Genomic DNA, 26,621 nt, shown 5'->3' with positions numbered 1-26,621 from the left:
GCCCGCCGCTCAGCGCCGGTCGGCCGCCCCCGTGGACACGGCGCCGGCCGGTGCCGGCTCCGGCCAGCGCTGCAGGAACGGGGTCAGGAAGCGGCCGGCGACCTTGGGGACGGGCCAGAGCGGCGCCGCCGGCGCCACCCGGGCGCCCTCCGCGTCCGCGCCGGCCGGGTCCCCGCCCACCCGCCCCGCGATCGCGGCGGCCACCGCGTCGGCCTGCCGGCAGGCGACGCCGCCGTGCTTCATCGGTGACGTGCTCCCGTCGCCGACCGCCCACACGTCGCGCGCGCCGGGTACCGAGTTGTCGGCGGCGACGCGCACGAAGCCCCGCTCGTCGCAGGGCAGCCCCTCGATCGCCGGCCCGCGCAGGGTGGGCAGCGCGATGACGCGGTCGGCGGGCAGCTCGCGGCCGTCCGCGAGCTGGAGCGCGCCCCAGCGCCACCCGCGCACGGCCGTGGCCGCGCTGACGCGCACGTCGGCGCGCGCGAGCATCCGGGCCACGGTGGCCGCGGCCCGCGCGCCGAACGGCGCCAGCGGGATCGCCTCGGCGGTCACGACCGTGACCTCGACGCGGTCGGCGGCGCCGGCCGCGACGAGGTGCTCGCGGGCCATCAGGGCCAGCTCGTAGCCGGCCAGCGCCCAGGCGCCCCCCTCGGGGACGACGACCGCCATGCGGGTCGACCGCCCGCGCTCGGCCGCCTGGGCGATGTCGTCCACCATGCCGCGCGCCGCCGCCGCGTCGGCGTGACCGCGGAAGCTGAGGGCGCCGGGCACCGACGGCTCGGCGCGGGCGCCCACGGCGACGATGAGCGCGTCGTAGGCCAGGGGGGCGCCGCCGGCCAGCAGCACGAGGCGCCGGGCGGGGTCGACCGCCTCGATCCGCGCCGCGACCAGCTCGGCCCCCGCCCGCGCGGCCACGTCGACGAGGGGGTGCTCGACGGGGCCGCCGGGGCCGAAGGCGCGCGCCGTCGCGGTGGCGGGGATGCGGAACCAGCGCCCGGGGTCGACGAGCCGCACCCGGACGGCCGGGCCGGCGAAGGCCCGCAGGGCCAGCGCGGTCTCCACGCCGGCGACGCCGGCGCCGGCCACGAGCACCTGGACCCGCCCGCTCGCCCCCCGCCCGCCGTCCGTCGCGCCGTCGTCCACCATGGCAGCCATGCTCCCCGGCCGGGGGCGCCGGGCCATCCGGGCCCGCGCGGCGCCCCCTGCGGATTCGCCGTAGGGCGGCGTGTCGCGACCCGTCCGCCCGGTGGCGTACGCTCGACGGGTGCGCGGATCCGCCGACCCGTCACCTGCGCGCCGGCCGGGCGCGCCCCCCGAGCGGGCCGTCGAGGCCGACCTGCTCGGCCTCGTGGCGGAGGTGGCCGGGCTGGCGGCGGTGGCCCTCGTGGTGACCGGCGAGGAGGGCCCCCGCCTGCGCGGCCACTGGTGGCGGGGCGGCGCCGCGGCGCCGGCGCCCGACGCAGGGGCGCTGCTGGCCGAGGCGTCGCGCGGGACCCCCGGCGCCGTGTCGGCCGCGGCCGCGATCGAGGGCGGCGGCGAGGCGGTGCTGATCGGCACGGCCGACCCCGGCGCCGGCGTGCCGGCGGCGACGGCGGCGCACGCGATGGAGGCCTTCGCCGGCCTGCTGGCGTCGCGCCTGGGGCTCGTGGCCGCCCAGCGCCGCGCCGAGGAGGCGCGCGCCCGCATGGCCGCCCTCGTCGAGGCGGGCGTCGGGCTGGGCCTGGAGAGCTCGCTGGACGACCTGCTCGCCCGCATCGTGGCGTCGGCGCGCACGCTGGTCGGCGCCCGCTACGCGGCCCTCGGCGTGCTCGACGCGACCGGCACGCAGCTCGCCCGCTTCGTCACCGCGGGCCTCTCCGACGAGGAGCGCGAGCGCATCGGCGCGCTGCCGCGCGGCCGGGGGATCCTCGGCGTGCTGATCCGCGACGCCGCCCCGCTGCGCCTGAACCACATCGGCGACGACCCGCGCTCGTCGGGCTTCCCGCCGCACCACCCGCCGATGGACTCGTTCCTCGGCGTGCCGATCGCGCTGCGCGGCGAGGCGTTCGGCAACCTCTACCTCACCGACAAGGCCGGCGGCCCGTTCACGGAGGAGGACGAGGCGATCGCCCTGACGCTGGCGGCGCAGGCGGCGGTGGCGGTCGACAACGTGCGCCGCTACGAGCGGGAGCGGCGGCGGGCGGACGAGATCGAGAGCGTCACCGAGGTCGCCCGGGCGGTGCTCTCGACGCTCGACCTCGACGCGCTGCTGCCGCTGGTCGCGCGCCGCGCGCGCCGCCTGACCGGCGCCGACACCGTCGGCGTGGCCCTGCGCGACGGCGACGAGCTCGTGTTCCGGTACGCCCACGGCGTGGACGCACTCGGCCTGGAGGGCAGCAGCGGGCCGGCCGACATGGAGTCGCTCGCCGCCGCGCTGCGCGGCTCGCTGGGCGCGCCGGCCGTGCAGGCCTGCGCCCTGACGATCGCCGACGAGGCGGCCGGCGCCCTGGTGGCGGTGGGCTGGCGGCCGTTCGACGAGGGCGCACGGCGGCTGCTCGAGACCTTCTCGAGCCAGGTCGCGGTGGCGCTCGCCAACGCGCGGCGGGTGTCCGGCGAGCGCGAGGCCCTGCGCGAGCTCGCCCGGCGCGAGGCCGCCGCGGCGGCCGAGCAGGCGGCGGCCGACGGGCTGCGCCGGACGGTGGAGGCCCAGGAGCGCGAGCGCGCCCGCATCGCGCGCGAGCTGCACGACGAATCGGGCCAGGTGCTGACCGCGCTCGCGCTGCACCTGCGCGCCCTCGAGGCCGACGTGGTCTCGGACGAGATCCGCGCCCGCATCGCCGAGATGCGCCGCTCGCTGGCCTCGGCCTCGGCCGGCCTGCGCGAGCTGGCCACGCGGCTGCGGCCGTCGGCGGTGGAGGAGCACGGCCTCGCCGACGCGGTCGAGGAGCTGGCGGCCCAGCTGCGCCGCGGCGGCCTCGCGGTGGACGTCGACGCGCGCGGCGCGCCGGAGGGCCTCCCCGTCGAGGTCCAGACCGTAGTCTTCCGGGTGGTGCAGGAGTCGCTCACGAACATCGCCCGCCACAGCGGGGCCGAGCACGCCAGCGTGGTGCTGGCGGCCCGCCGCGGGCGGCTGCGCCTGGTGGTGGAGGACGACGGACGGGGCTTCGATCCCGGCGCGCCCACCGAGCGGCTCGGCATCGCGGGCATCCGCGAGCGGGTGGAGCTGCTGGGCGGCGACCTGCGGATCGAGTCGACCCCCGGCGCGGGCACGGCGGTCGTCGTGGACATCGACGTCGCGTGAGCCGCCCGCCCGTCCGCATCCTGCTGGTCGACGACCACGCCGTGCTGCGGGCCGGCCTGCGGCTGCTGCTGGAGCGCGAGGACGGGCTCGAGCCGGTGGGCGAGGCCGGGACGGCTGAGGACGCGCTGCGGGCGCTGCCGCGCCTCGACCCCGACGTCGTGGTGCTGGACATCGAGATGCCGGGCATTGGGGGCATCGAGGGCGCGGCGCGCATCCGCGAGCGGGCGCCCGGCGCGCGCATCCTCGTGCTGTCGATGCACGACCAGGCCCGCGACGTGCGCAGGGCGTTCGACGCGGGCGCCGACGGCTACCTGCTGAAGTCGGCCGCCGACGAGGACCTGGTGCGGGCCATCCGGGCGGTCGCGTCCGGCGAGCGCTACGTGCACCCGTCGCTCGGCGCGGCGCTCGCCGCCCCGCCCCGCGACGGGCTGCTCGACCGCCTGACCGCGCGCGAGCGGGAGGTGCTGCGGCTGCTCGCGCTGGGCCACACCAACCAGGAGATCGCCGACCGGCTGGTGGTGAGCGTGCGGACGGTCGAGAGCTACCGCGCCCATGTGATGGTCAAGCTGCGCGTGTCCACGCGCGCGGGCCTGGTGCGGGCGGCCCTGGACGGCGGCCTCATGGAGGAGCCCGACTGACCGCCCGGGCCGCGGCGGGCGCCGGGCCCCGCGCGGTCACATCCGGATCACCTCGCACAGCTCGTCCGTGCGCGAGCGCACGCCCGCCGCCTCCAGCGTCCGCAGCCGGTCAGGCAGCTCGGCGAACGCCCGGGCCGCCGGCCGGTCCGGGAAATCGATGAGCGCGATCACGGTGCCGGGGGCATCGGGCGAGCGCACCAGTCGCGCGCCGGTCGCGCCGGCCTCCCTGCGCGTCGCCTCGTAGCCGTCGAACGCCGCCACGAACCGGTCGACGTCCTGCACCTCGTAGCGCGCGAGCAGCAGTGTCGAGGTCGCCATGGCCGTCCCCTCCCGTGTCCGGCCGCCCGCGGCGGGCGGCATCGCCCCATGGTGGCGCGGCGGGTGCCCCCGGGTCGTCCGCGCGGCCGCGCGCCGCGGCTGCGGGAAACCCGAACCCGGCGTCAGCGGCCGGCGTCGTCCCGGGCGCGCACCACCAGCACCGAGGACGGCGCCCGGTGGGCCACCCGCTCGCTGACGCTGCCGAGCGCCGTCGCGCCCCGCAGCCCGCGGGAGCCCACCACGAGCAGGTCGGCCGTCCGGGCGGCGTCGACGAGCGCCTCGACCGGCCGGCCGGTGGAGACCACCATCCCGTGCGGCGCCGCGAGCCCCTCCAGCGCGTCCTCGGCCGGGGCGGCGTCGCGGCCGGCGGCCACCACCGTCAGCCGGCCGCCGGCCCGCTCGCGCAGGGCGGCCGCGACGGCCAGCGCGCGACGTGAGGCCGGCGAGCCGTCGACGCCCGCCACGATCGTGGCGGGGAAGCGGTCAGGCTCGAAGGGCCGGCGCGCCACCAGCACCGACACGGGCGCGTCGTGCAGCATCGTCGTGGTGACCTCGCCGACGGCCGCGCCCAGCAGGCGCCCGTGTGGCTGCGGGCCCACGACGAGCAGGTCGGCGCGCTCCTCGTCGAGCACCTCGAGGATGCGCGCGTCCACGTCGCCGTCCACGACCCGGGTCGCCACCTCCGCGGGGCCCGTCGCCTGCCGGCCGGCCAGCTCCAGCGAGGCGCGGGCGCGGGCGCGCAGCTCGTCGAGCGACTCCTCCAGCGTGCGGTCGGCCGCGCCCATGCGCGCGCGCGGGGGCGGCTCGGGGCCCCAGCGGCCGGCCAGCGCGTCGAACGGGGCCGCGACCGCCAGCAGCAGCAGGCGCCCGCCGGGGGCCGTGACCCGGGCGGCCTGGCGCGCGGCCTCGACCGCCTCCCGCGTTCCGTCGATCCCGCACACGACGCGCGCGAACGCCGTCATCGCCGGCCGCCGTCGCCGTCGCCCGGCAGGAGCAGCCGGGGGCCGATGTCCTCGGCGAGGGCCGGTCGCGCGAAGCGGTGGCCCTGCGCCAGCCGGCAGCCGAGCTCGCGCAGGCGCCGCTCCTGGGCCTCGGTCTCGACGCCCTCGGCGACCACCGACAGGCCCAGCGCCTCGGCGAGCGCGAGGATGGTGCCGACGATCGCCGCGTCGCGCGGGTCGCGCTCGAGCCCGGCGACGAACGAGCGGTCGATCTTGAGCTCGTGCACCGGGAAGGTCTTGAGGTAGGCGAGGGCCGAGTAGCCGGTGCCGAAGTCGTCGACGGCCAGCCGCACGCCCAGCGCGCGCAGGTCGGCGAGCGCGCCGAGGGTGGCCTGGAGGTCGACCATCAGCATGCTCTCGGTGATCTCCAGGCACAGCAGCGCCGGATCGAGCCCGGTCGCGTCGAGCGTGTCGGCGACCGACCGCACGAAGCCCGGCGCGCCGAGCTCGCGCCCGGACAGGTTGACCGACACCGACACCGGCCGGGCGGCGCCCGCGCCCCAGGCGCGGGCCTGACGGCACGCGGACTCCAGGACGATCGCGCCCAGCTCGGTGATGAGGCCCGTGTCCTCGGCGAGCGGGATGAAGTCGCCGGGCATCACCAGCCCGCGCTGTGGGTGCTGCCAGCGCACGAGCGCCTCGACGCCCGCGATCGCGCCCCGCTCGAGGTCGAGGATCGGCTGGTAGGCCACCCGCAGCTCGTCGCCGGCGATCGCCCGGCGCAGCGCGCTCTCGGTCTCGAGCCGGTGCACCGCCCGCTCGAGCATGCGCTCGTCGAACAGCTCGGAGCGCCCGCGCCCGCGCTCCTTGGCGCGGTACATCGCCGCGTCGGCGTCGCGCACCACGCTCTCGGGGCTCGCGTCCGGCCCGGAGGCGAGGGCGATGCCGACGCTCGCGCTGGCGAAGACCTCGGCGCCGTCGACGTCGAACGGGTCCACGAGCGCGGCCTGGAGCCGCCCGGCCACCCGCAGGGCGTCCGCCTCGCCGCCGATGTCCTCGACCAGCGCGACGAACTCGTCGCCGCCCAGGCGGGCGAGCGTGTCCTGGGGGCGCAGCACGGCCGAGAGCCGCCCGGCGACCGCCACCAGCAGGCGGTCGCCGGCCGTGTGGCCGAGGCTGTCGTTGACGACCTTGAAGTGGTCCAGGTCGAGGAAGAGCACCGCCGGCCGGTGCCCCGTGCGCGCGGCCCGCGCGAAGGCCAGCTCTAGGCGGTCGTGCAGCAGGCTGCGGTTGGGCAGCCCGGTGAGCGCGTCGTGGCTCGCGCGGTGCGCGAGCTGCTGCTCGAAGCGCTTGCGCTCGCTGACGTCGCGCACGATGTAGGTGACCGCCACGTCGTCGGTGTGGTGCACCTCGCTCTCGCTCACCTCGGCCGGGAAGCGGGTGCCGTCGGGCCGCAGGCCGATGATCTCGCGTGGCAGGCGGGACGGCCCCCGCCCCCGCGGGGGGCGCGGGTCGTCCGCGAGGGTGTGCACCGGCCGGCCGCGCGCCTCGGCGGCCGTGATGCCGAACATCCGCTCCGCGGCCGGGTTGAGCATCTGGATGGCGCCGGCGTGGTCGGTGGCGACGATGCCGTCGACCGCGGCCTCCACGATCGCCCGGGTGCGCGCCTCGCTGTCGTGCAGCGCCGACTCGGCGCGCCGGCGCGCGGCGCGCTCGCCCATCTCGCGCAGCTCGCGCTCGATGGCGGGGGCCAGGCGGCTGAGGTGGTCCTTCACGATGTAGTCGCTCGCGCCGGCCTTCATCGCGGCGACGGCGCGCTCCTCGCCGATGGTGCCCGAGACGATGATGAAGGGCACGTCGATGCCGGCGCCCTTGATCTGCTCGAGCGCGTCCATCGCGCTGAAGCGCGGCATCGAGTGGTCGGAGACGACCACGTCCCATCCGCCCTCAGCGAGCGCCTCCCGCAGCCCGGGCGCCGAGTCGACCCGCCGCGAGCGCACGTCGAAGCCCTCGCGCGCGAGGTGCCGCTCGAGCAGGAACGCGTCGTCGGCGTCGTCCTCGATGATCAGCAGGCGCAGCGCGCGCCCCCCGCCGGCGGGTCGCTCGGTCACCCCGGGAAGGCCCTGGCGCGCTTGTTGCGCAGCACCCAGTAGAGGCCGAGCTCGCGCACGGCGTCCACGAACTGGCCGAACTCGACCGGCTTCACCACGTAGCTGTTCGCGCCGAGCTCGTAGCCGGCCATCAGGTCCTGCTCCTCCTGGGAGGAGGTCAGGATCACCACCGGCAGCAGCCGGGTGGCCTCGTTGCCGCGCACCCGGCGCAGCACGTCGAGCCCGTCGAGCTTCGGCAGCTTGAGGTCGAGCAGCATCACGACCGGCACGTCGCCCGGGTCGCGGCCCGCGTGCGTCCCCGTGCCGAACAGGTAGTCGAGCGCCTCCACGCCGTCGCGCGCGTGGACCACCTCGTTCTCGAGGCCGCCGCGGGTCAGCGCCCGCCGGGTGAGCAGGGCGTCGTCGGCGTTGTCCTCGACGAGCAGGATCGGCCCCTGATAGCTCATCGGCGCTCCTCTGCGGCGGGGGGGATGGTGAACCACATCGTCGCGCCACGGCCGACGCGCCCCTCGGCGCGCACCTCGCCGCCGTGCCGGCGCACGATGCGGTGGACCGTGGCGAGGCCGATGCCGGTGCCCTCGAACTCGTCCTGGTGGTGCAGCCGCTGGAACGGCCCGAACAGCTTGTCGGCGTACGCCATGTCGAACCCCGCCCCGTTGTCCCTCACGTAGAAGCGCGTCGTGCCGTCATCGGCACACGCCCCGAATTCCACCACGGCGTCCGGGACATCGCGCGTGAACTTCCACGCATTGCCCAGCAGGTTGTCCAGCACCACGCGCAACAGGCGGGGGTCGCCGCTCGCCCGCAGGCCGTCCGCGACGCGGAACTCGACCCGCCGGCCCGGGTCGTGCTCGCGCAGCCCGTCGGCGACCTGGTGGGCGATCGCGCCGAGGTCCACCTCCTCGCGCCGCATCTCCGTGCGGCTGATGCGGCTGAGCTGCAGCAGGTCGTCGATCAGCTCGCCCATGCGGCCGCCGGCGGCACGGATGCGCTCCAGCAGGTCGCGGGCGTCCGCCGGCAGGCCGTCCGCGTGGTCCTCGACGAGCATCGCGCTGAGGCCGTTGACGCTGCGCAGCGGCGCGCGCAGGTCGTGCGAGACCGAGTACGAGAAGGCCTCGAGCTCGCGGTTGGCGACCTCCAGCTCGCGTGTGCGCTCGCGCACGCGCTCCTCCAGCTCGTCGTTGAGCGCGCGCACGCGCTCCTCCGCCGCGACCCGCGCGCTGATGTCGCGCACGATGCCCGTGAAGCGCCGCTCGTCGCCGAGGCGCATCTCCGCCACCGAGAGGTGCATGGGGAACGCCGAGCCGTCGCGCCGCAGGCCGGTCACGTCGCGCCCGATGCCGATGATGCGCGCCTCGCCGGTGCGCAGGTAGCGCTCGAGGTAACCGTCGTGGGCCGCGCTGTCCGGGTCGGGCATCAGGGCGCTCACGTTGCGCCCCGCGAGCTCCTCCTTCGTGTAGCCGAAGAGCCGCTCGGCGGCGGTGTTGACCGTCTCGATGACCCCCCGCTCGTCGATGGTGATGATGCCGTCGGCGGCGGTGTCGACGACGGCGCGGTGGCGCTCGGCGGCCCGGGCGAGCTCGTCGGCCGCACGACGCGCCTCGGCCTCCCGCCGGGCGGAGAAGCGCATCAGCAGCCACAGCAGCGCCGCCAGCACGAGGCCGCCGGCCAGCACGACGGCGGGCAGCAGGATCGACGCCGCGTGGCCGCCGGCGACGCGCACCTCCCACTCCCGCCCCGCCACGTCGAGGCGCTCGGTGCTCGCGCCGTCCAGATCGCCCCGGGCGGGCAGGATGACGCCGCCCCCGTCGCGGATCTCGAGGACCGTGTCCTCGGGCAGGTCGGCGAGCACCGCGTCGCCCAGCTGGTCGAGCCGGTGGACGCTCGCCACCACGCCGCTGAAGGCGGCGCGCCGGCCGGCGGGCGTCGGCGGGTGGCTCGGCAGGCGGCCGTACGCGGCCCGCACCGCGATGATCACCGTGCCGCCGAGCGCGGGCACCGACACCGGCGGCGTCATCCGGGCCCGGCCCGTGTCCCGCGCCGCGACGATCGCCGGCCGGACCTGCGGGTCGTAGCCGATGTCGATGCCGAGCAGCGCGTCGGCCACGGACGCCGGGGCGAGCAGCGCGACGGGGAAGAGCACCGCGCGGTCGCCGGCCGGCCGCGGCCGCTCGTCCCACGCCTGACGCTCGAGGATCGGCCGCCCGAAGTCGTCGCGCCGAGCGGCCGTGACGCGCGGCACCCAGCCCGCGAGCAGCCCGCCCCGCGCGGCGAGCGACACGGTGGCGAAGGCCTCGAAGCGCTCCGGGTCGATCCGATCGGAGCCCTCCACGAGCCCGCGCAGGCCTTCGAGCGAGACGAACACGGTGGCGAGGTGGAACCGCAGGGCGGCGGCCGTGGTCTGGGCGCGCGCCCCGCGCTCCTCGCGGGCGCGGTCCTGCTCGTGGTTCCACGCCACCACGGCGCCCGCGACCGCGATCGCCGCCACCAGCGCGGCGATGAGGTGTGGCAGCGCGCGGCGTGCCATGCGTGTCTGCTCCGGTCGCGGGGCGGTCGAGGTGGTCCTCTGCGGGGTGCGGCCCGGCGGGACGGACCGAGATCACGATACGACGTCCGGCGCACGGCGCAACGACGCTTTCGTCCTCTCAGCGTAGCGAATCGCCCGCCATCAGCGTTGCGTTCCGGCCCGGGATCGCATGCCGGCGGGGTCAGCGGGGCGAGGGGCCGCCGCCGTCGGCCGCGCCCGCGGCCCGCGCCAGCAGCACGGCGCGCTCGCGCTCGTTGGCCGTCATGGTCGCCGCGCGGCCGAACTCGGCGCGCGCCGCGTCGCGGCGCCCGAGGCGCTCGAGCAGGTCCGCGCGCACCGCCGGGAGCAGGTGGTAGCCGGCCAGGGACGGCTCGTCGGCCAGGGCGTCCGCGAGCTCCAGGCCGGCCGCTGGCCCGAAGGCCATGCCCACAGCCACCGCCCGGTTGAGCTCGACGACGGGGGAGGGCCGCAGCTGGGCGAGCGCGTCGTACAGGGCGGCGATCCCCGCCCAGTCGGTCTCCTGCGCCGTGCGGGCGCGCGCGTGGCAGGCCGCGATCGCCGCCTGGAGGGCGTACGGGCCGAGCGCCCCACCCAGCTCCTGGGCGCGCTGGAGCGCGGCCAGCCCGCGCCCCACCAGCACGTGGTCCCACCTGGCGCGGTCCTGGTCCATCAGCAGCACCGGCGCCCCGGTGCGGTCCACCCGCGCGCGCATGCGCGAGGCCTGCAGCTCCATGAGCGCCACCAGGCCGTGGACCTCCGGCTCGCGCGGCGCCAGGCCGGCGAGCACGCGCCCCAGGCGCATCGCCTCCTCGCACAGCGCGGGCCGCGTCCAGTCGTCGCCCGCGGTCGCGGCGTAGCCCTCGTTGAAGACGAGGTAGACGACCTCGAGCACGGACGCGAGACGCTCCGAGAGCTCCTCGCCGCCCGGCACCTCGAACGGCACCCGCGCCTCGGCGAGCGTGCGCTTGGCGCGCACGATGCGCTGGGCGACGGTGGCCTCGGCGACGAGGAAGGCTCGCGCGATCTCCCGCGTGGTCAGCCCCCCGAGCAGCCGCAGCGTGAGCGCCACCCGGGCGTCGGCCGAGAGCACCGGGTGGCAGGTCATGAACACCAGGCCGAGCAGGTCGTCCTCCACCGGGAAGTCGACCGCGGCCGCGAGGTCGGGCGCGGTCAGCTGCCGGGCCCGCAGGTCGCGGCCGATCTCGGCGTGGCGCTCGTCGAGCCGGCGGCCCCGCCGGATGAGGTCGATCGCGCGGTTGCGCGCGGTGGCCATGAGCCAGGCGCCCGGCCTGTCCGGGACGCCCGACCCCGGCCACCGCTCCAGCGCGGCGACCAGCGCGTCCTGCGCGAGGTCCTCCGCCAGGCCGACGTCGCGCACCATCCTGGTGAGCCCGGCGATCAGCCGTGGCGCCTCGATGCGCCACACGGCCTCGATCGCCCGGGCGGCGTCGGCCGCCACGGCCTCAGCCGGCGGCGCGGCGCTCGAGCTCCGCCCGCATGCGCTCCTCGGCGGCCCGCGCCTCGGGCGAGAGCTCCTCGCCGAAGTCCTCCGCCTCGAACACCTGGCGGATCTCGATCTCGGCGCCGCCGTCGAACGGGGCCCGCTTGATCCACTCGACGACCTCGTCGCGCGACGCGCACTGGAGCAGCCAGAACCCGGCAAGCAGCTCCTTCGTCTCGGCGAACGGCCCGTCGATGACGGTGCGCCGGTCGCCCTCGAACCGCACGCGCACGCCCTCTGAGCTGGGGCGGAGGCCCTCGCCGGCCAGCAGCACGCCGGCCTTCATCAGCTCCTCGTTGAACCTGCCCATCGCCTCGAGCTCCCGCGCCGTGGGCATCCGCCCCGCCTCGGTCTGCTCGTCCGCCTTCACCAGGACCATGAACCGCATCGTCGATCTCCTCCTGTGGGGTGGTCGCACATGGGTGACGAACGGGCGGCGCCCGGATCGACACGGCGCGCCGGACGATTGTGCTTGACGTGCGCGTGCCGCGTGACCGAGCCTCGCCGAGAGGCGTCCGGGAGGCACGCGAGGTGGGCACGCAGGCGGAGCGGTGCGCCGTCGTCGTCACGCTCGGCGTCGGCGACGAGGCCCGCGGCAGCGGCGCCGAGACGCTGGTCAGCGGCCTCATCCGGCACCGCGGCTGGGGCCCGGCGACGGAGACGGTCGAGTGGTTCTCGGTGACCCCCGACCTGCACGACGCGCTGCTGCAGGCGCGCGACGCCGATGCGCTGCGCCCCCGGGCGCGCGCCCGGGCGCTCACCGCGCAGGAGCTCTCGGCCCGCCCCGGGCCGTCCGGCCCCGGCCGGGCGGGCCTCGTACGCGAGTTCCGCATGCGCCGCGCGGGGCGGGTGCGGGCGCGCGCGCTGGCGATCGCGTTCGCGACGCCGGCCGAGGCCCGGGCGGCCGCGGCCCTCGCGGCGGCGGGCGGCGACGGTGCCGCCGGCGTGCGGCGGGACGTGCGCGGGTCGATCGTCCACGAACTGCACGTGACGGCGGATGAGCCGGCCATCGCGGCCGCCGCCGCCGCCGAGATGGCCGCCGGCCGCGCGGCGCGCCTGGCCCGGCAGCCCGAGGCGCCGCAGTCGGTGCAGCGGTACGCCGTGCGCCGGCCCGGCGGCCTGCCCGAGGCCGACGTCTACGAGTTCTTCTGGGCCGACGCGAGCCGCTTCCCCGCGGCGCTGCGGTCGTTCATCGCCGCCTTCGTCGGGCTCTTCCTGCAGCTGGCGGCCGCCGGGCGCGCGGCCTGGCGACGCGACGGCATGCCCGAGCCGGCCCCGCTGCCGCCGCGGCCGGTCTCCCGCCGCGCCCGCCTGCGCAGGGCCGACCGGGCCATGCTGGGTCTCGCCGAGTGGGTGCTGGCGGTGCCCGTCATCGTCATCAGCATCGGCGTGCTGGGGCTGGTGGGCGTGCTGGTGGCGACGCTCTGGGTCGACGGGCGGTCGGTCGGCGTGCGGACCGCCGTGGCGATCGTGGCGGGCCTCCTGCTGGCTGCCGTGGCGTGGGTGGGGCTGCTGCGGTACGAGCGCTCGGGCCGGACCGCCGCCACGACGGTCGGCATGCTGTTCCTGGCCGCCACCGCGGCCGTCGCGGCCGTGCGCGCGACGATGCGCGACGGCGACGTGGCCGCCGGCATCGCCGACGCGGTGGCGGTCGACGTGGCGTACGCCTTCCGCGGCGCGTGGATCCTGCTGTTCGCCTCGGTGGCCGCGGGCGTCCTGCTGATGGCGGCGCGCCTCGCGTGGACGGCCCTCGGCCGGCGCGGCCGCGTGCCCCGCGAGGCGCGCCGCAGGCGGCTGGCCGGCCTCGCGCGCGCCGGGCTCACCGCCGTCGTCTCGCTGGCGGCGGCCCCACTCGGCATCGCCCTGATCCTCGCCCTCGGCACCGCCGCGGTCGGCGGCGTGGCCCGGCCGCTCGCCGAGCGCAGCCGGCTCTACGGCGACGGCGGCGGCCCGGCCTGGGTGGTCGCCGACCCGGGCGACTGGCGGCCCTGGAGCGAGGCGCCCGACGCCTGGGGGACGACGGCGACGGCCTGGGAGTGGGGCTCGGCCCTGCACGGCGTCTCGGTGGCGCCGCTGGTCTACACCGTGCCGATCGCCCTGCTTGCCGGCCTCGCGATCGCGCTGGCCGGGGCCGTGCCGCACCTGGCGGCGGCCGCCGGTCGCCGGCTGCGCGGCGAGGCCCGGCCGCCGGCCGGCGGTCGGCAGGCCGACCGCGTCACCCGGGCGCTGTGGGCGCTCGAGACCGCCGGGCTGCCGGTGATCGGCCTGGCCGTCCTCTGCGGCGCCTACGCGGCCACGGCCACGTGGTGGCGCGCCCTGCCGCTGCCCTTCGCCGACGCCCTCCTCGGCGCCCGCACCGGCGTCTCGCAGACGAGCGCCGTGCTGGGCGGGGCGGTGGCCGTGCTGTTCTTCGGCGCGAGCCGGCTCGGGTGGAGCCCCGGCGCGCTCGCCACCGGAGGCACGGCGAAGGAGCTCCTGCGCGACGTGCTCGACCGCCCGTACGACGTCACCAGCTTCCTGCGCGAGCCGGTCTGGTGGCGGCCGTGGGCGTCGTGGCGGTGGTGGCGGGCGTGGCGCCGCCTGTGCGGGAAGGCGCCCGTGGCCCCGTCGCCGCGCCCGCTGCCGCGCGAGCAGATCCTGCGCCGCTACCGCGCCCTGCTGCGCCACCTGGACGAGGGCGGCCTCGGCCCGTCCGGCGGCTACGACCGGATCGTGTTCGTCGCCCACAGCCAGGGGACCGTCCTGACGACGACGCTGCTCAACGACGACCAGCCGGCGCTGCCGGACGACGTCCGCCTGATCACGTTCGGCTCGCCGTTGCGCCAGCTCTACGGGCGGCGCCTGCCGCGGCAGTTCGCCTGGGTGGGCGAGCTCGGCCGCGACGGCGCCTGGCGGCGCCACGTGCGCGGGGTGGCCGAGTGGTGGAACCTGGCGACGCCGGGCGACTACATCGGGCGCACGATCACCGCCGAGGTCGCGCTCGGGGGCTGGACGGAGTCGGACGGCGCCGCCGCTGGAGACCGCCCGCGGGACGTGCGCCTGGCCCGCGGCGCGCACAGCGACTACTGGGGCGATCCGCGCCTCTACGAGCTGCTCGACGCTCAGGTCTCGGCGCGGGCGACGGGCTCGCGGGCCGCCGGCCGGGGCTCGAGCTCGCCGGCGGGCGGCGGCCGCGCCGGGTGGTCGGCCTGAGCGACGTGGCGGCCAGGGCCCGAGGCGGGCGTCGGAGCGGGGCGCTCCCCGCGGGCGATCGCGGTTGGAAACGCCACGATGCGGAAATTTTCTCCGAAGTGCGCACACGAGTGCCCGGGCCTACCACCGAAGGGGGATGCGAGATGCGCGAGGGGCTCACGCGGCGGCAGGTGATCGGCGGGCTCGCGGTCGGGGGGCCGCTGGCCGCGCTCGGCCTGGCCGCCTGCGGCGGCGACGACGGCGACGCGGCGGCGGCCGCGGGCACCTCGGTCGCACGCGATCATTCCGTCCCCCAGGAGGCGTCGTTCGACCCTGGCCCGCCCGTGGCGCCGCGCGAGCCGCACACCACGTTCCCGGCGGAGGCGCCGCCGCGCTCCACCACGCGGCGCCACGAGATCGTGTTCGAGGTCGACGAGCACCTGCGCGAGATCGCCCCCGACCGCACGATGCTGGCCTGGGGCTTCAACATCCCCGGCCGGCCCGGCCGCGTCCCCTCGCCCGTGCTGCGGGTGACCGAGGGCGACCGGATCGACTTCACGCTGCGCAACACCGGTTCGCTGCAGCACTCGATGGACTTCCACGCGGCGAAGATCTCGTGGTCGCGCCACTACGGGGCCGTCGACCCGGGGGAGGAGGCGAGCTTCTCCTGGATCGCGAAGGTGCCGGGCGTGTTCATGTACCACTGCGGCGTGCCGCCCGTGCTGCTGCATGTGGGCCAGGGGCAGCACGGCATGATCATCGTCGACCCGAAGGACGAGTCGCTGCTCCCGCCGGCCCGCGAGTTCGCGATCTGCCAGACCGACCTCTACCCGGGCCGCAACGGCGAGATCTCCGACTACGCCCGCCTGCAGAAGGGTGACCCGGAGTTCGTCGTCTTCAACGGCTACGCCAACCAGTACACCGGCGAGAACGCCCTGCGCATCGAGAAGGGCGAGCGCGTGCGGGTGTTCGTGCAGAACGCGGGGCCGAGCCGCTGGTCGGCGTTCCACGTGATCGGCGCGCTCTTCGACCGGGTGTTCGTCGAGGGCATCTACCGGGAGAACCTCACCCGGGGCTCCCAGACGCTCAACCTGGCGCCCAGCCAGGGCGCTGTGGTGGAGTTCACCGTGGAGGAAGAGGGTAGCTACCCGTTCGTGTCGCACGACTTCCACGATCACGCGAAGGGCGCGTTCGGGCTGTTCACGACAAACGGCGAGAAGACGGCCGCCTCGGGATGACATGCTCCCCCCGGCAGGCAGACATCGATCGGAGGACTGCATGAGGACAGGACGTACCGCGGTGATGCTCCTGGCGGCGCTGCTCGCCGCGCTGAGCCTCGCGTTCCTCGCCGGTTGCGGCGACGACGATGATGAGGGGGCGGCGGGCACCACCACCGAGGCCACGACCGAGGCGACGGCTCCCGCCACGACCGAGGCCACCACCGGGGGCGAGCAGACGAACCCGGCCACGGGCGGCGCGACCACGCGCGCGAACACCGAGGACGAGGGCGAGGTCGAGGGTGACGCGGCCGCGGGGCAGCAGTTCTTCGCCGCCACCTGCACCGGCTGCCACATGAACAACGGCAAGGACGCCGGCGGCGTCGGGCCGCAGCTGGCCGGCCAGGGCCTGACGGCCGACGTGGTCGAGGCCACCGTGAAGAACGGCAAGGGCGCCATGCCGCCCGGTCTCGCGCAGGGCGACGACCTGGACAACGTGGTCGCCTACGTGGTGAGCCTGCAGTAGCACCGTGCCCGGGGCGCCCGCCGCCGGCGGTCGCCCCGGGTGACGCTCACGCCCCGGCCCGCTCCGAGGCGTCGAGCCAGGCCGCCTCGAGCTCCTCCCGGCGGCCCGCGAGCGCGCCGAGCTCGGCGGTCAGCTCGCGCAGCAGCACGTGGTCGGTCGCGCCGGCGGCCATCCGCTCGTGCAGCTCCCGCTCCCGCTGGCCGAGCCGGTCGAGCTCCCGCTCGAGGCGGGCGGCCTCCTTGCGCGCCGCCCGCAGCACCGCCCCCGGCGGCGCGGTCGGGGCCGCGGCGGGGGGCGCGGCGGGGGCCGGCCCCTCGGCCGCCGCGCGCCGGAGCGCCATGTACTGGTCGACCCCGCCGGGCAGGTGGCGCAGCCGGCCGTCGCCCATCAGCGCGTGGACGTCGTCGCAGACCCGCTCCACGAACCAGCGGTCGTGGCTCACGACGACGAGGGTGCCCGGCCACGAGTCGAGCAGGTCCTCCAGCGCGGTCAGCGTCTCGATGTCGAGGTCGTTGGTCGGCTCGTCGAGCAGCAGCACGTTGGGCTCGTCCATCATCAGGCGCATCAGCTGCACGCGCCGCCGCTCGCCGCCCGAGAGGTCGTCGACCGGCGTGCGGGCGCGGGCGCCGCGGAAGCCGAAGCGCTCGCACATCCCCGCGGCGGTCAGCTCGCGCCCGTCGCCGAGGCGGGCGCGCAGCCGCACCCGCTCCACCGCCTCCAGCACGCTCAGGCCGGCGGGCAGCTCGGCGGTGTCCTGGGAGAGGTGGGCCAGGCGCACCGTCACCCCGCGGCGCACCTCGCCGCGATCGGGCTCCAGCTCGCCGGCCAGCAGTCGCACCAGCGTCGTCTTGCCGGAGCCGTTGACGCCGACCAGCGCCACCCGCTCTCCCGGCCCCAGGCGCCAGGTCACGTCGTCCAGCAGGCGGCGGCCGCCCCGGCTCAGCGAGACGCCCTCGACGTCGAGCACGTTGCGTCCGAGCCGCGCCGTGGCGAAGCGCAGCAGCTCCGCGCGGTCGCGCGGCTCCGGCTCGTCGCCGATCAGCGCGTTGGCGGCCTCGATGCGGAAGCGCGGCTTCGACGTGCGCGCGGGCGGCCCGCGGCGCAGCCAGGCGAGCTCCTTGCGCAGCAGGTTGCGGCGGCGCTCCTCGCGCGCGGCCTCCAGCCGCTCGCGCTCGGCGCGGGCGAGCACCCAGGCCGCGTACCCGCCCTCGTAGCGGTGCACGGCGCCGTCGGCGACCTCCCAGGTGGCGGTGCAGACCGCGTCCAGGAACCACCGGTCGTGGGTCACCACCACGAGCGAGCCGCGCCGCGCGGCGAGGTGGCGCGCGAGCCAGTCAACCCCCTCCACGTCGAGGTGGTTGGTGGGCTCGTCCAGCAGCAGCAGCTCGGGGCCGTCGAGCAGCAGGCGCGCCAGCGCCACGCGGCGCCGCTCGCCGCCCGACAGCGCGCCCACCCGCGTGTCGAGCCCGGCGGGGAAGCGCGCGAGGGCCACGCCGCCGAGCAGCCCGTCGAGCACCGCCCGGAAGGCCGGGTCGCCCGCCCACTCGTGGTCCGCGCGGCCGCCCACGAGCTCCTCGCGCACCGTGCGCGCGCCGTCGAGGTCGTCGGCCTGGGCGAGGAGGGCCACGTCGAGTCCCCCGGCGCGCGTCACCACGCCGGCGTCCGGCTCCTCCGCCCCCGCGATCAGCCGCAGGAGCGTCGACTTGCCGTCGCCGTTGCGCCCCACCACGCCGACGCGCTCGCCGGCCGACAGGCCGAGCGAGACGTCGTCGAGGATCGTCCGGCCGGCGTAGCCGATGCCGACGGACTGCAGGCTCAGGAGGTTGCGGGGGGCGGCGGCCATCGGCCGCGCATCCTGCCGGGCCGGCGGCCGCCCCGCCCGCGGCTACTCCTCGCGCTCGGCCTCGCGCACGTCCGGCGGGGCGTCCTCGCGCACCTCGCCGGGCTCCACGGGCTCCGTGCCGGGCTCGTCCGGCGGGCCCTCGTCGGCCGGCCGCTTCGGGTTCTGGGTCATCGCTCCTCCTCCGTCGGTGCCGGGGCACCCGGGGCGTGCCCCCGCCCGACCGCCGCGAAACGCCGCCGGCGCGGTAGCGTCCCGGCCCGATGCCCGCCCGGACCGCCCTGCACGTGCTCGTCTTCTTCCCGCGCGGGGGCTCGGCGCAAGTCGTGCGCTACCTCGCGCGCCACCTGCCGCGCGGGGACGACGGCTGGCGCGCGCGCGTCGTGGCGGGCTCGCTCGGCGCGCCCGGCGAGCCGACCCACGCGGCGGGCTTCTTCGGCGAGGACGTCGAGCTGGTGGCCGTGCCGTACGACGACGCGGTCCGGGCGCCCGATCCGGTGATGGCGAGCCCGCCCATGCACCCGTCCTACGAGGAGCGCCCGGGCGCCCCCGACCGGGTCTTCGCGTCGCTCGACGACGCCGCGTACGGCCACCACGTGGCCGCCTGGCGCGGCATCCTCGGCGCGCCGGGCGTGCTCGACGGCGTCGAGGTCGCGCACCTGCACCACCTGACGCCCGCGCACGAGGCGCTCGTCCGCCTCGCCCCGGGGCTGCCGGTCGTGACCCACCTGCACGGCACCGAGCTGGCCATGCTGCAGCGCATCGAGGCCGGCGCGCCGTGGGCGCACGGGCCGGCCTGGGCGGAGCGCATGCGGCGCTGGGCGGCGCGCTCGTCGCGCGTGGTCGCGTCGTCGACCGCGGCCGTGCGGCTGGCCGAGGAGCTGCTCGGCATGGCGCCCGGCTCGGTCGGCATGGTGCCCAACGGGGTCGACCCCGCGATCTTCGACGGCGCCCGGGCCGCCCCGGGGGAGCGGGCCGCCGTCTGGCGCCGGTGGCTCGCCGATGACCCGCGGGGGTGGACGCCCGAGGACCGGCGGCCCGGCGCCGTGCGCTACGACGAGGCCCGGCTCGCGCCGCTGCTCGACCCCGACGCGGTCGTGGTGCTGTTCGTGGGCCGCTTCACGGCGGTCAAGCGCGCGCCCCTGCTCGTGCGCGCGCACGCCCGCGCGCGGGCGTGCCTGGGCCGGCCGCTGCCGCTGGTGCTGTGGGGCGGCTCGCCGGGGGAGTGGGAGGGCGAGCACCCCGCCCACGCGGCCGCCGCCTCGCCGGCCGGCCACGAGGTGTTCTTCACCGGCTGGCGCGGCCACCACGAGCTGGCCCGCGCCCTCGCCTGCGCGGACGTGCTCGCCGTGCCCTCGGTCGCCGAGAAGTTCGGCCAGGTCTACCTGGAGGCGATGGCGATGGGCGTGCCGCCGATCGCGTGCGACGCCGAGGGGCCGCCCACCTTCATCGAGGGCCGGGCCGACGCGCCCGCGCGGGCCGGGTGGCTGGTGGCGCCCGACGACGAGGAGGCGCTCGCCGCCGCGCTCGTCGCCGCCGCGGGCGACCCGGCCGAGCGCGCGCTGCGCGGGGCCAACGGCCGGCGGCTGGTGGCCGCCCGCTACACCTGGCCGGCGATCGCCCCGCGGGTCGCGGCGATCTACGACGAGGTGGCCGGGCCCGTCTGAGCCCCGGCCGGCGCGAAGACCAGCGCGGTCACGATCGGCCGGCCGCCGGGGATCTCCGCCAGCCAGCCGCCGCGCGGCGTGTTGCGCAGCCGCCCGCCCGCCACCAGCGCCGCCGATCCGCCGCCGTCGAGGTTGATCGCCTCCCGGGCGCCGAGCGCCGCCATCAGGGCCGCCAGCTCGCCCAGCGTCAGGCCGGCGTCGTGCGGGTGGCGGCCGTCGCAGACGACCGCGATCAGCTCGTCCGCCGTCACCCCGAGCGCCGCCCGCGGGTGGCGCCCGTCGGTGATGTCCGAGTCGAACTGCGCCGCGCCGGCCGAGAACCCCTCGTGGTCGTGGCCGTCCCGCGCCACCGCCCGGCCGTCGGCGACCAGCCGGGGGCCGGCCTGCAGCAGGTCGCCGGGGCCCGGCGGCAGCTCCCCCAGCCGGCCGATCGCCACGGCCTCGCCCGCGACCGCCAGGCACGAGCGGTGCGCCGGCCACGGATCGGCGAACGGCTCGCTCGGCACCCGCCGGCCGTCCACCCACAGCTCGCCGAGCGGCCGGGCCGTCCCCGAGACGAAGAAGCCGCCGACCATCGCCTCGCGCACGCCCCGCGCCGCGCACCACGCCGCCAGCGGCGCCGGCTCGTCGAGCAGCGCCACCCGCAGCCGCGTCCCGGCCCGCGCGTGACGCGCCACGTGCACGGTCGTGACCGCCCCGTCGCCCAGGCGCCAGCGGATGCGCCCGGCCCGCCCGGCGGCACGGACGCGTGCGCCCGGCGCCCCTGACGCCGGGGCGAGCGGGGGGAGGCTCGTCATGACACCCCATCGGCCGTCGCGGGCACGACTGGAGCCTCGCAACGCCCGCGGCGCCGGTGGTGACGCCGGCGTGAAGCCCCGTGGCGGTCCGCCACACGCCCGTCGGTGGCGGCGCCCCTCCGGCCGATCCCGTCGCCCCGCGACGTCCCGTCGCCGGGGGCTCAGGCGCCGACGAGGGGCGTCTCCCGCGCGCCGGGGACCCGGGTGGGCGGCAGGCCGAGCCGCTCGAGGCGCGGGGCGAGCAGGCGGGCGTCGCGGGGGGCGCAGCCGGCACCGTCGTTGTTGAAGTAGACGAAGACGTCGTCGTCGGGACCGAAGAGGCCCGCGAGCCGGCGGGCCCAGCCGTCGAGGGCGCCGACGCCGTAGCAGGGGTGCGGCGCGGCGCGGCCCTCGTGCAGCCGCAGGTAGCCCCAGGTGGCGGTGCGGCGCACCGCGGTGACGGGGCGCGAGTGCCGGTCGGCCATCGCGAGGGCGGCGTCGTGGCGCTCGAGGACGCGCCACGTCTCCGCGTGCGACCATGAGTCGTCGCGGGGCTCGAAGGCGACCCGGACGCCGGGCGGGAACTCGGCCAGCGCGGCGTCGAGCAGGCCGGCGTCGCGGCGCATGCCGGGCGGCAGCTGGACGAGCACGGGACCGAGGCGGTCGCCGAGGCGCCCGGCCACCTCCATGAGCCGCGCGACCGGCTGGGCGGGGTCGCGCAGGCGCCGGATGTGGCTGAGGTAGCGGCTCGCCTTGACCGTGAAGACGAAGCCGGCCGGGACGCGGCGGGCCCACGCGGCGGCCGTCTCGGGGCCGGGCAGGCGGTAGAAGGTGGCGTTGACCTCCACGGTGGCGAAGCGCTCGGCGTAGTGCTCCAGCCACAGGCGCTGCGGCAGGCCGGGCGGGTAGAAGCGCCCGCGCCACTGGCGGTACTGCCACCCTGAGGTGCCGATGAGCACGGCCATCCCGCCGGGGGTCTAGGCGCCCGGAGGGGCCGGGCCGGGCGCCCGGGCCACGACGTAGGCCTTCACGAACGTGAAGGCGAAGCCCCCGGGCTCGGCGGCGGCGTGGACGGCGGCGGCGATCCGCCGCCACATGGCCTCGCGCTCCTCCTCGGGCAGGTGGGCGATGAGCGCCGACTCGGTGGCGCGCTTGCGGGCGAGGAAGCGCTCGGGCGGCATCCGGCGCCGCCGTCGCTCGGTCCAGGCGTCGACCGGCTCCAGGCCGGCCGCCCGGGCGTGGTCCTCGAGCTCGCCCTCGGCGGCCTGCATGCGCGCGTAGGCGTCGACCAGCTCGGCGGGCACCGGCGGGTCGAGCCCGGCGATCAGGTCGCGGTACTCGCCGTCGGCCCCGGCTCCGGAGCACAGCACGCCCAGCGTGCCGCCCGGGCGCAGCAGGCGCGCCATCGCGGCGACCGCGCCGGCGCGGTCGGGCATCCAGTGGAGCGCCATCGCGCTCACCACGGCGTCGGCCGAGGCGGCCGGCAGCGGCATCGCGTCGGCCGGGGCGACCACGGCGTCGACCGCCACGCCGGGGAGCCCCCCGAGCCGCTCGAGGTAGCGCTCCACCATGGCCGGCGCCACGTCGACCCCCGTCAGGCGCCGCGCGCCCGCGCGCCGGGCCATCGCCCACGATGCGAAGCCGGTGCCGCAGCCCACGTCGACGACCTCCCGGTAGGGCGCGTCGGGCAGCGCGGCCACCAGCCGCTCGGCGCCCCGCCGGTTGGCGTCGAGCACGTCGTCGTACGCCGCCGCGGAGCGGTCCCAGCCTGCGGCGATGCCGGCGTCGTCGGTGGCCATACGGCCCCGTGATACCCGCTCGGGGGCCCGCCGCGGTTCCCGCGCGACGAGTTTTCGACGACCGCCGCGCCATGTGCTGATCGGCACGTGCGGCGAGATCCCGCACCGCCTCGCCGACCCGGCGAGATCCCGCTTGCCAAGCGGCTCATCGTGCCGTCTGTGACGAGCCGCCAGGCGCCGATCCACGCGTACACTCCCTGTCGGAAGTAGTCGACTCAGGGGCGTGACATGGGGGCATACGAGGACGACGTCCAGGCGATCCAGCGCTACATGGACGATCCGATGTTCGATGGCATCACGCGCGTGTACAGCGCGCGCCAGGTGATGGAGCAGCGGGGCAGCGTGCCGCAGGAGTACACGGTGGCGCGCGACGCGGCCACGGCGTTCCGCGCCCGCCTGCGCGAGATGTTCGCGGAGGGCAAGTCCATCACCAGCTTCGGGCCGTACTCGCCCGGGCAGGCGGTGCAGATGAAGCGCGCCGGCATCGAGGGCATCTACCTCGGCGGCTGGGCGACGTCGGCCAAGGGCTCCAGCGACGAGGACCCGGGCCCGGACCTGGCGAGCTACCCCCTGAGCCAGGTGCCGAACGAGGCCGCCGGCCTGGTGCGCGCGCTGCTCACCGCGGACAAGAACCAGCGGTTCGCCCGGTCGCGGATGACCGACGCCGAGCGCGCCGCCACCCCCGAGGTCGACTTCCGCCCGTTCATCATCGCCGACGCCGACACCGGCCACGGCGGTGACGCCCACGTCCGCAACCTCGTCCGGCGCTTCGTCGAGGCGGGCGTCCCCGGCTACCACATCGAGGACCAGAAGCCGGGCGCCAAGAAGTGCGGCCACCAGGGCGGCAAGGTGCTCGTCTCCTCCAACGAGCAGCTCACCCGCCTGAGCGCGGCCCGCTTCCAGCTCGACATCATGGGCGTCCCCGGCCTGATCGTGGCCCGCACCGACGCCGAGGCGGCCAACCTCCTCGAGAACGCCACCGACACCCGTGACCAGCCGTTCATCCTCGGCGTCACCAACACGTCGGTGCCGTCCTACAAGGCCACCTACCTCGCGATCATGCGCCGCCTCCACGAGAAGGGCGTGACCGAGATCAACGGGCACAAGCTCTTCGACGTCTCCGAGGCCGAGCTCGCGAAGGCCGACGAGTGGCTGCAGGCCCAGGGGCTGCTGGAGGCCGCCGACGAGGCCGCCCGCCGCTACGCCGAGGAGGGCCTCTCCCCGCTGGACACGCTCGACTCGGTCGCCGACCGCTTCATCGAGCTGTGGCAGACGGAGTCCGGGCTCATGACGCTCGGCCAGGCCGTCGCCGAGGCGATGCAGTTCCGCGCCGACGAGGCCGCCGAGCTGCCGATGACCGTCGAGGAGTGGCTGGAGTTCGCGCGCACCGCGTCCTGGTACGACGCGCACGCGAAGGCCGCCGAGATGGGCGTCGACGTCACCTGGGACGCCCTGCTCGCGACCACGCCCGAGGGCTACTACCAGGTGCAGGGCGGCATCCCGTACGCGATCGCCAAGTCGCTCGCCGCGGCGCCGTTCGCCGACCTGCTCTGGATGGAGACCAAGACGGCCGACCTGAAGGACGCGAAGGAGTTCGCCGACGCGATCCACGCCGTCTACCCGGACAAGATGCTCGCCTACAACCTGTCGCCGTCCTTCAACTGGGACACGACCGGCATGAGCGACGACGAGATGCGCGCCTTCCCGGAGGAGCTCGGGAAGATGGGCTTCGTCTTCAACTTCATGACCTACGGCGGCCACCAGATCGACGGCCTCGCGGCGGAGGAGTTCACCACCGCGCTGCGCGAGGACGGCATGCTGGCGCTGGCCCGCCTGCAGCGGAAGTTCCGCCTGCTGGAGTCGCCCTACCGCACGCCGCAGACGCTCGTCGGCGGCCCGCGCGCGGACGCGGCGCTCGAGGCCGCCTCCGGCTACACGGCCACCACGAAGGCGATGGGGGCCGGCTCCACCCAGCACCAGCACCTCGTGCAGACCGAGGTCCCGCCGAAGGTCCTGGCCGGCTGGCTCGAGGAGTGGAAGGCGTACAACAAGATCGACACGCCGCTGAAGGTCTCGCTGCGGCCGCACACCGCGGGCGCCGACCTGCTCGAGCTGAGCGTCGGCAACGGCGACGGCGACAAGCTGGCCAACATCGTCTTCGCGACGATCCACGACCGGCGCGGCCGCGTGATCCTCTCGGTGCGCGACCAGAACACGTTCGACACCTCGCTGCGGCGCAAGCGCCTCATGACGCTGCTGCACCTGTTCCTGATCCACCGCTACAAGGCCGGCGCGATCCACTACCTCACGCCGACCGAGGACAACCACGCGGCGGCGGCGAGCATGCGCAAGCGCGGCATCTTCGAGAACACCTACGACGAGGTCGGCGAGATCATCGTGGCCGACATCGACACGGGCCACGTGGCGAAGCTCGTCAAGCCGGAGAGCGCCGAGCGCCAGCAGCTGATCACCACCTCCGGCCAGGGCTGACCCGGCCGGACACGCACGCAGCACCAGGAGGCCCCGCCGCACGGCGGGGCCTCCGTCGTCCGGGGCTCAGCCGCCCCGCAGGCGCTCGAACCCCGCGACGAGCGCCGCGAGCCCGAACTCGAACAGGGCCTCGTCCCCCGGGGTGCCCAGCGAGCCGACCAGCTCGCCCACCAGCGGCCGCGCCGTCGAGAGCGCCGCGAGCTCGTCGGCGCCGACCGGGGCCGCCTCGTCGCCGGCGGCGCGCTCGACCATGCTCGCCCCGATCACGTAGCGGATGACCGTGCGGAGGGCCCGGATGGCCGCCGCGCGCTCGAAGCCGCCCTCCAGCAGGCGGGCGATCGCCGCCTCGGCCACGTCGCTGCCCGCCACGTAGGCGCGCTCCGGCGCGGCGGCCAGCAGCGCGAACGAGCCGGGGTGGGCCCGGGCCAGGGCGCGGTAGGCGCGGGCGAAGCGCAGCAGCGCCTCGCGCCAGTCGCGGCCGGCGGCCGGGCCCGACGCCGCGAGCTCGGCGAGCAGCAGCTCGCGCACGCCGTCGAGGATCGCCTCCTTGCCGCGCACGTGCTTGTAGAGCGACATGGCCTCGACGCCGAGCTCGGCGCCGAGGCGGCGCATGGTGAGCGCCTCCAGCCCGCGCTCGTCGATGAGGTCCATGGCCGCCCGCACGATGCGGCCGGCGCTGAGCGGTCGTCTGGGCCCCCCGGTTGACATGCGCCTGAGTCCCCACCTAGCGTACGGTGCCAGCAGGGTTACATTGTAAGCCGACCTCAGGAGCCGAGACGATGCCCCAGGCCGACGCCGGTCCGCCGCCCGCCGACCAGATCCCCGACGTCCCCCTGCTGAAGGCGCTCGGCGACCGCCGCAGCATCCGCTACTTCGACGCCGACCGCCGCGTCGAGCCGTGGAAGATCGAGACCATGCTGCAGGCGGCCCGGTTCGCCTCGTGCCAGGGCAACATCAACTGCACCGAGGCGATCCTGGTCGACAAGGAGACCTGCGAGGTCTGGGACGAGCTGGAGGAGTGCGTCTCCGGCTTCAACGTCCAGATCATCAACCAGGCGTCGCACCTGATCATCTGGCTCACGAACCTCAACGCCTGGTACGGGCGCGCGGTCGACGGCATCTCGACGGTCAGCCTGGCGGGGGCGACCACGAAGTACCACGGCTGGAACTACGAGTTCTCGATGACCCAGACGATCCCGCGGCTGATGAGCTTCCCGCCGGAGCGCACCGAGAACCTGCTGCGCTTCGAGACCGGCCAGGCGGTGGCCCAGGCGATGGCGGCGGGCGTGTCGCTCGGCCTCGGCAACATCCTCATCGCCTTCGGCCGCAAGCCGGGCGGCGTGGAGAAGGCCTTCGGCCTGCCGCCGCACTACCGCTTCACCTGGGGCCATGCGGTCGGCTACCCGCTGGAGAACCCCAACGCCGGCGGCCAGCGGCCGCGGCTCAAGTTCGAGAGGCTCTTCCACGACAACGCGTTCGGCACCCCGCTGCAGAGCAACCCGGCCACGGTCGAGATGCTCAGGGAGAAGGGGCTCATCCAGGAGCAGGCCCCGCTCGAGGGCCGCATCGAGGAGATCGTCGACATCGCCGAGCGCCACGGCCGCGACCCGGGGATGCTGTTCTTCCCGGCCCGCGAGATCCGGCGCCTGATGAACGACCCCGACTGGGACCTCGGCCCGCGCATCCGCGCCTACGCCGAGCACGTCCTGCAGACCGAGGACCTGCCGGACTACCCGGACGAGATGCGCGCCACCTTCCAGCGCCTGATGGAGGAGCACGGCATCGACGCCTCCAAGTTCCTCCCGGACGAGGGGTAGGC

The 26,621-nt window shown here is 76.8% G+C and carries 22 protein-coding genes; 8 read left to right on the top strand and 14 right to left on the bottom strand.

Going from position 1 to position 26,621, the window contains the following annotated elements:
- Positions 1-9 precede the first annotated feature (9 nt).
- On the bottom strand, positions 10-1,146 hold the full coding sequence (locus ITJ85_RS12730) for an NAD(P)/FAD-dependent oxidoreductase (protein ID WP_217913482.1): 1,137 nt from the start codon (positions 1,144-1,146) through the stop codon (positions 10-12).
- Positions 1,147-1,264: 118 nt separating this feature from the next.
- Here ITJ85_RS12730 and ITJ85_RS12725 point away from each other — a divergent pair, with 118 nt between their 5' ends.
- Together ITJ85_RS12725 and ITJ85_RS12720 are read left to right on the top strand one after the other, a co-directional pair.
- Positions 1,265-3,280, top strand: coding sequence for a GAF domain-containing sensor histidine kinase (locus ITJ85_RS12725; RefSeq protein WP_217913481.1), 2,016 nt, complete (start codon positions 1,265-1,267; stop codon positions 3,278-3,280).
- The gene (locus tag ITJ85_RS12720) at positions 3,277-3,918 is read left to right on the top strand and encodes a response regulator (protein ID WP_217913480.1); all 642 of its coding nucleotides are present in this window, start codon (positions 3,277-3,279) and stop codon (positions 3,916-3,918) included. Before ITJ85_RS12725 ends, ITJ85_RS12720 begins: the two co-directional genes overlap by 4 nt.
- Positions 3,919-3,954: 36 nt before the next feature.
- On the opposite strand, the gene ITJ85_RS12715 is transcribed toward ITJ85_RS12720, so the two are convergent.
- From ITJ85_RS12715 to ITJ85_RS12685, 7 genes are all read right to left on the bottom strand, one after another.
- On the bottom strand, positions 3,955-4,236 hold the full coding sequence (locus tag ITJ85_RS12715) for a hypothetical protein (protein ID WP_217913479.1): 282 nt from the start codon (positions 4,234-4,236) through the stop codon (positions 3,955-3,957).
- Between the two features lie 122 nt (positions 4,237-4,358).
- Positions 4,359-5,198 (bottom strand): universal stress protein, encoded by an 840-nt coding sequence (locus tag ITJ85_RS12710; protein WP_217913478.1) that lies wholly within the window; start codon positions 5,196-5,198, stop codon positions 4,359-4,361.
- Entirely contained in the window at positions 5,195-7,288 is a 2,094-nt protein-coding gene (locus ITJ85_RS12705) for a putative bifunctional diguanylate cyclase/phosphodiesterase (protein WP_217913477.1), read from the bottom strand. Before ITJ85_RS12705 ends, ITJ85_RS12710 begins: the two co-directional genes overlap by 4 nt.
- Positions 7,285-7,734 carry a response regulator gene (locus tag ITJ85_RS12700; RefSeq protein ID WP_217913476.1) on the bottom strand — a complete coding sequence of 150 codons (450 nt, stop codon included), beginning with the start codon at positions 7,732-7,734 and terminating at the stop codon, positions 7,285-7,287. The genes ITJ85_RS12705 and ITJ85_RS12700 overlap by 4 nt, the downstream gene beginning before the upstream one ends.
- Positions 7,731-9,815: a PAS domain S-box protein gene (locus tag ITJ85_RS12695; protein ID WP_217913475.1), complete on the bottom strand. Its 2,085-nt coding sequence runs from the start codon at positions 9,813-9,815 to the stop codon at positions 7,731-7,733. The genes ITJ85_RS12700 and ITJ85_RS12695 overlap by 4 nt, the downstream gene beginning before the upstream one ends.
- Positions 9,816-9,996: 181 nt before the next feature.
- Positions 9,997-11,274: an RNA polymerase sigma factor gene (locus ITJ85_RS17445; protein ID WP_217913474.1), complete on the bottom strand. Its 1,278-nt coding sequence runs from the start codon at positions 11,272-11,274 to the stop codon at positions 9,997-9,999.
- Between the two features lie 4 nt (positions 11,275-11,278).
- On the bottom strand, positions 11,279-11,704 hold the full coding sequence (locus ITJ85_RS12685; protein ID WP_217913473.1) for a YciI family protein: 426 nt from the start codon (positions 11,702-11,704) through the stop codon (positions 11,279-11,281).
- A gap of 143 nt (positions 11,705-11,847) precedes the next feature.
- Between ITJ85_RS12685 and ITJ85_RS12680 the strand changes: the two genes are divergently transcribed.
- The 3 genes from ITJ85_RS12680 (at position 11,848) to ITJ85_RS12670 (ending at position 16,230) form a co-directional block, all read left to right on the top strand.
- Entirely contained in the window at positions 11,848-14,508 is a 2,661-nt protein-coding gene (locus ITJ85_RS12680; RefSeq protein WP_217913472.1) for a hypothetical protein, read from the top strand.
- A 143-nt stretch (positions 14,509-14,651) separates the two neighbouring features.
- A complete protein-coding gene (locus ITJ85_RS12675; RefSeq protein ID WP_217913471.1) occupies positions 14,652-15,725 on the top strand; it encodes a multicopper oxidase domain-containing protein in 1,074 nt (357 codons plus the stop codon).
- A 40-nt stretch (positions 15,726-15,765) separates the two neighbouring features.
- On the top strand, positions 15,766-16,230 hold the full coding sequence (locus tag ITJ85_RS12670; protein ID WP_217913470.1) for a c-type cytochrome: 465 nt from the start codon (positions 15,766-15,768) through the stop codon (positions 16,228-16,230).
- Between the two features lie 46 nt (positions 16,231-16,276).
- On the opposite strand, the gene ITJ85_RS12665 is transcribed toward ITJ85_RS12670, so the two are convergent.
- Positions 16,277-18,073 (bottom strand): ABC-F family ATP-binding cassette domain-containing protein, encoded by a 1,797-nt coding sequence (locus ITJ85_RS12665; RefSeq protein WP_217913469.1) that lies wholly within the window; start codon positions 18,071-18,073, stop codon positions 16,277-16,279.
- A 42-nt stretch (positions 18,074-18,115) separates the two neighbouring features.
- Positions 18,116-18,244, bottom strand: a complete 129-nt coding sequence (locus tag ITJ85_RS17440; RefSeq protein WP_281412195.1) for a hypothetical protein — start codon at positions 18,242-18,244, stop codon at positions 18,116-18,118.
- Between the two features lie 89 nt (positions 18,245-18,333).
- Here ITJ85_RS17440 and ITJ85_RS12660 point away from each other — a divergent pair, with 89 nt between their 5' ends.
- Positions 18,334-19,737, top strand: coding sequence for a glycosyltransferase family 4 protein (locus tag ITJ85_RS12660; protein ID WP_217913468.1), 1,404 nt, complete (start codon positions 18,334-18,336; stop codon positions 19,735-19,737).
- Here the strand turns inward: ITJ85_RS12660 and ITJ85_RS12655 are convergent.
- The 3 genes from ITJ85_RS12655 to ITJ85_RS12645 form a co-directional block, all read right to left on the bottom strand.
- Complete coding sequence (locus ITJ85_RS12655) at positions 19,710-20,534, bottom strand: phosphodiester glycosidase family protein (RefSeq protein WP_217913467.1); 825 nt, start codon at positions 20,532-20,534, stop codon at positions 19,710-19,712. The genes ITJ85_RS12660 and ITJ85_RS12655 overlap by 28 nt on opposite strands.
- A gap of 161 nt (positions 20,535-20,695) precedes the next feature.
- The gene (locus ITJ85_RS12650) at positions 20,696-21,478 is read right to left on the bottom strand and encodes a DUF72 domain-containing protein (protein ID WP_217913466.1); all 783 of its coding nucleotides are present in this window, start codon (positions 21,476-21,478) and stop codon (positions 20,696-20,698) included.
- Between the two features lie 12 nt (positions 21,479-21,490).
- Complete coding sequence (locus ITJ85_RS12645) at positions 21,491-22,312, bottom strand: class I SAM-dependent methyltransferase (protein WP_217913465.1); 822 nt, start codon at positions 22,310-22,312, stop codon at positions 21,491-21,493.
- Between the two features lie 228 nt (positions 22,313-22,540).
- Between ITJ85_RS12645 and aceA the strand changes: the two genes are divergently transcribed.
- Complete coding sequence (aceA, locus tag ITJ85_RS17435) at positions 22,541-24,802, top strand: isocitrate lyase ICL2 (protein ID WP_217913464.1); 2,262 nt, start codon at positions 22,541-22,543, stop codon at positions 24,800-24,802.
- Between the two features lie 66 nt (positions 24,803-24,868).
- Here the strand turns inward: aceA and ITJ85_RS12635 are convergent, their stop codons facing one another.
- Positions 24,869-25,510 (bottom strand): TetR/AcrR family transcriptional regulator C-terminal domain-containing protein, encoded by a 642-nt coding sequence (locus ITJ85_RS12635; protein WP_281412194.1) that lies wholly within the window; start codon positions 25,508-25,510, stop codon positions 24,869-24,871.
- Positions 25,511-25,581: 71 nt separating this feature from the next.
- Here ITJ85_RS12635 and ITJ85_RS12630 point away from each other — a divergent pair, with 71 nt between their 5' ends.
- Complete coding sequence (locus ITJ85_RS12630; RefSeq protein WP_217913463.1) at positions 25,582-26,619, top strand: nitroreductase family protein; 1,038 nt, start codon at positions 25,582-25,584, stop codon at positions 26,617-26,619.
- Positions 26,620-26,621: the final 2 nt, after the last annotated feature.

This window comes from Miltoncostaea marina, assembly GCF_018141525.1.
Lineage (GTDB): Bacteria > Actinomycetota > Thermoleophilia > Miltoncostaeales > Miltoncostaeaceae > Miltoncostaea > Miltoncostaea marina.
Note: the sequence above shows the minus strand (reverse complement) of the source record. Positions and strands in the feature narration are given on the sequence as shown.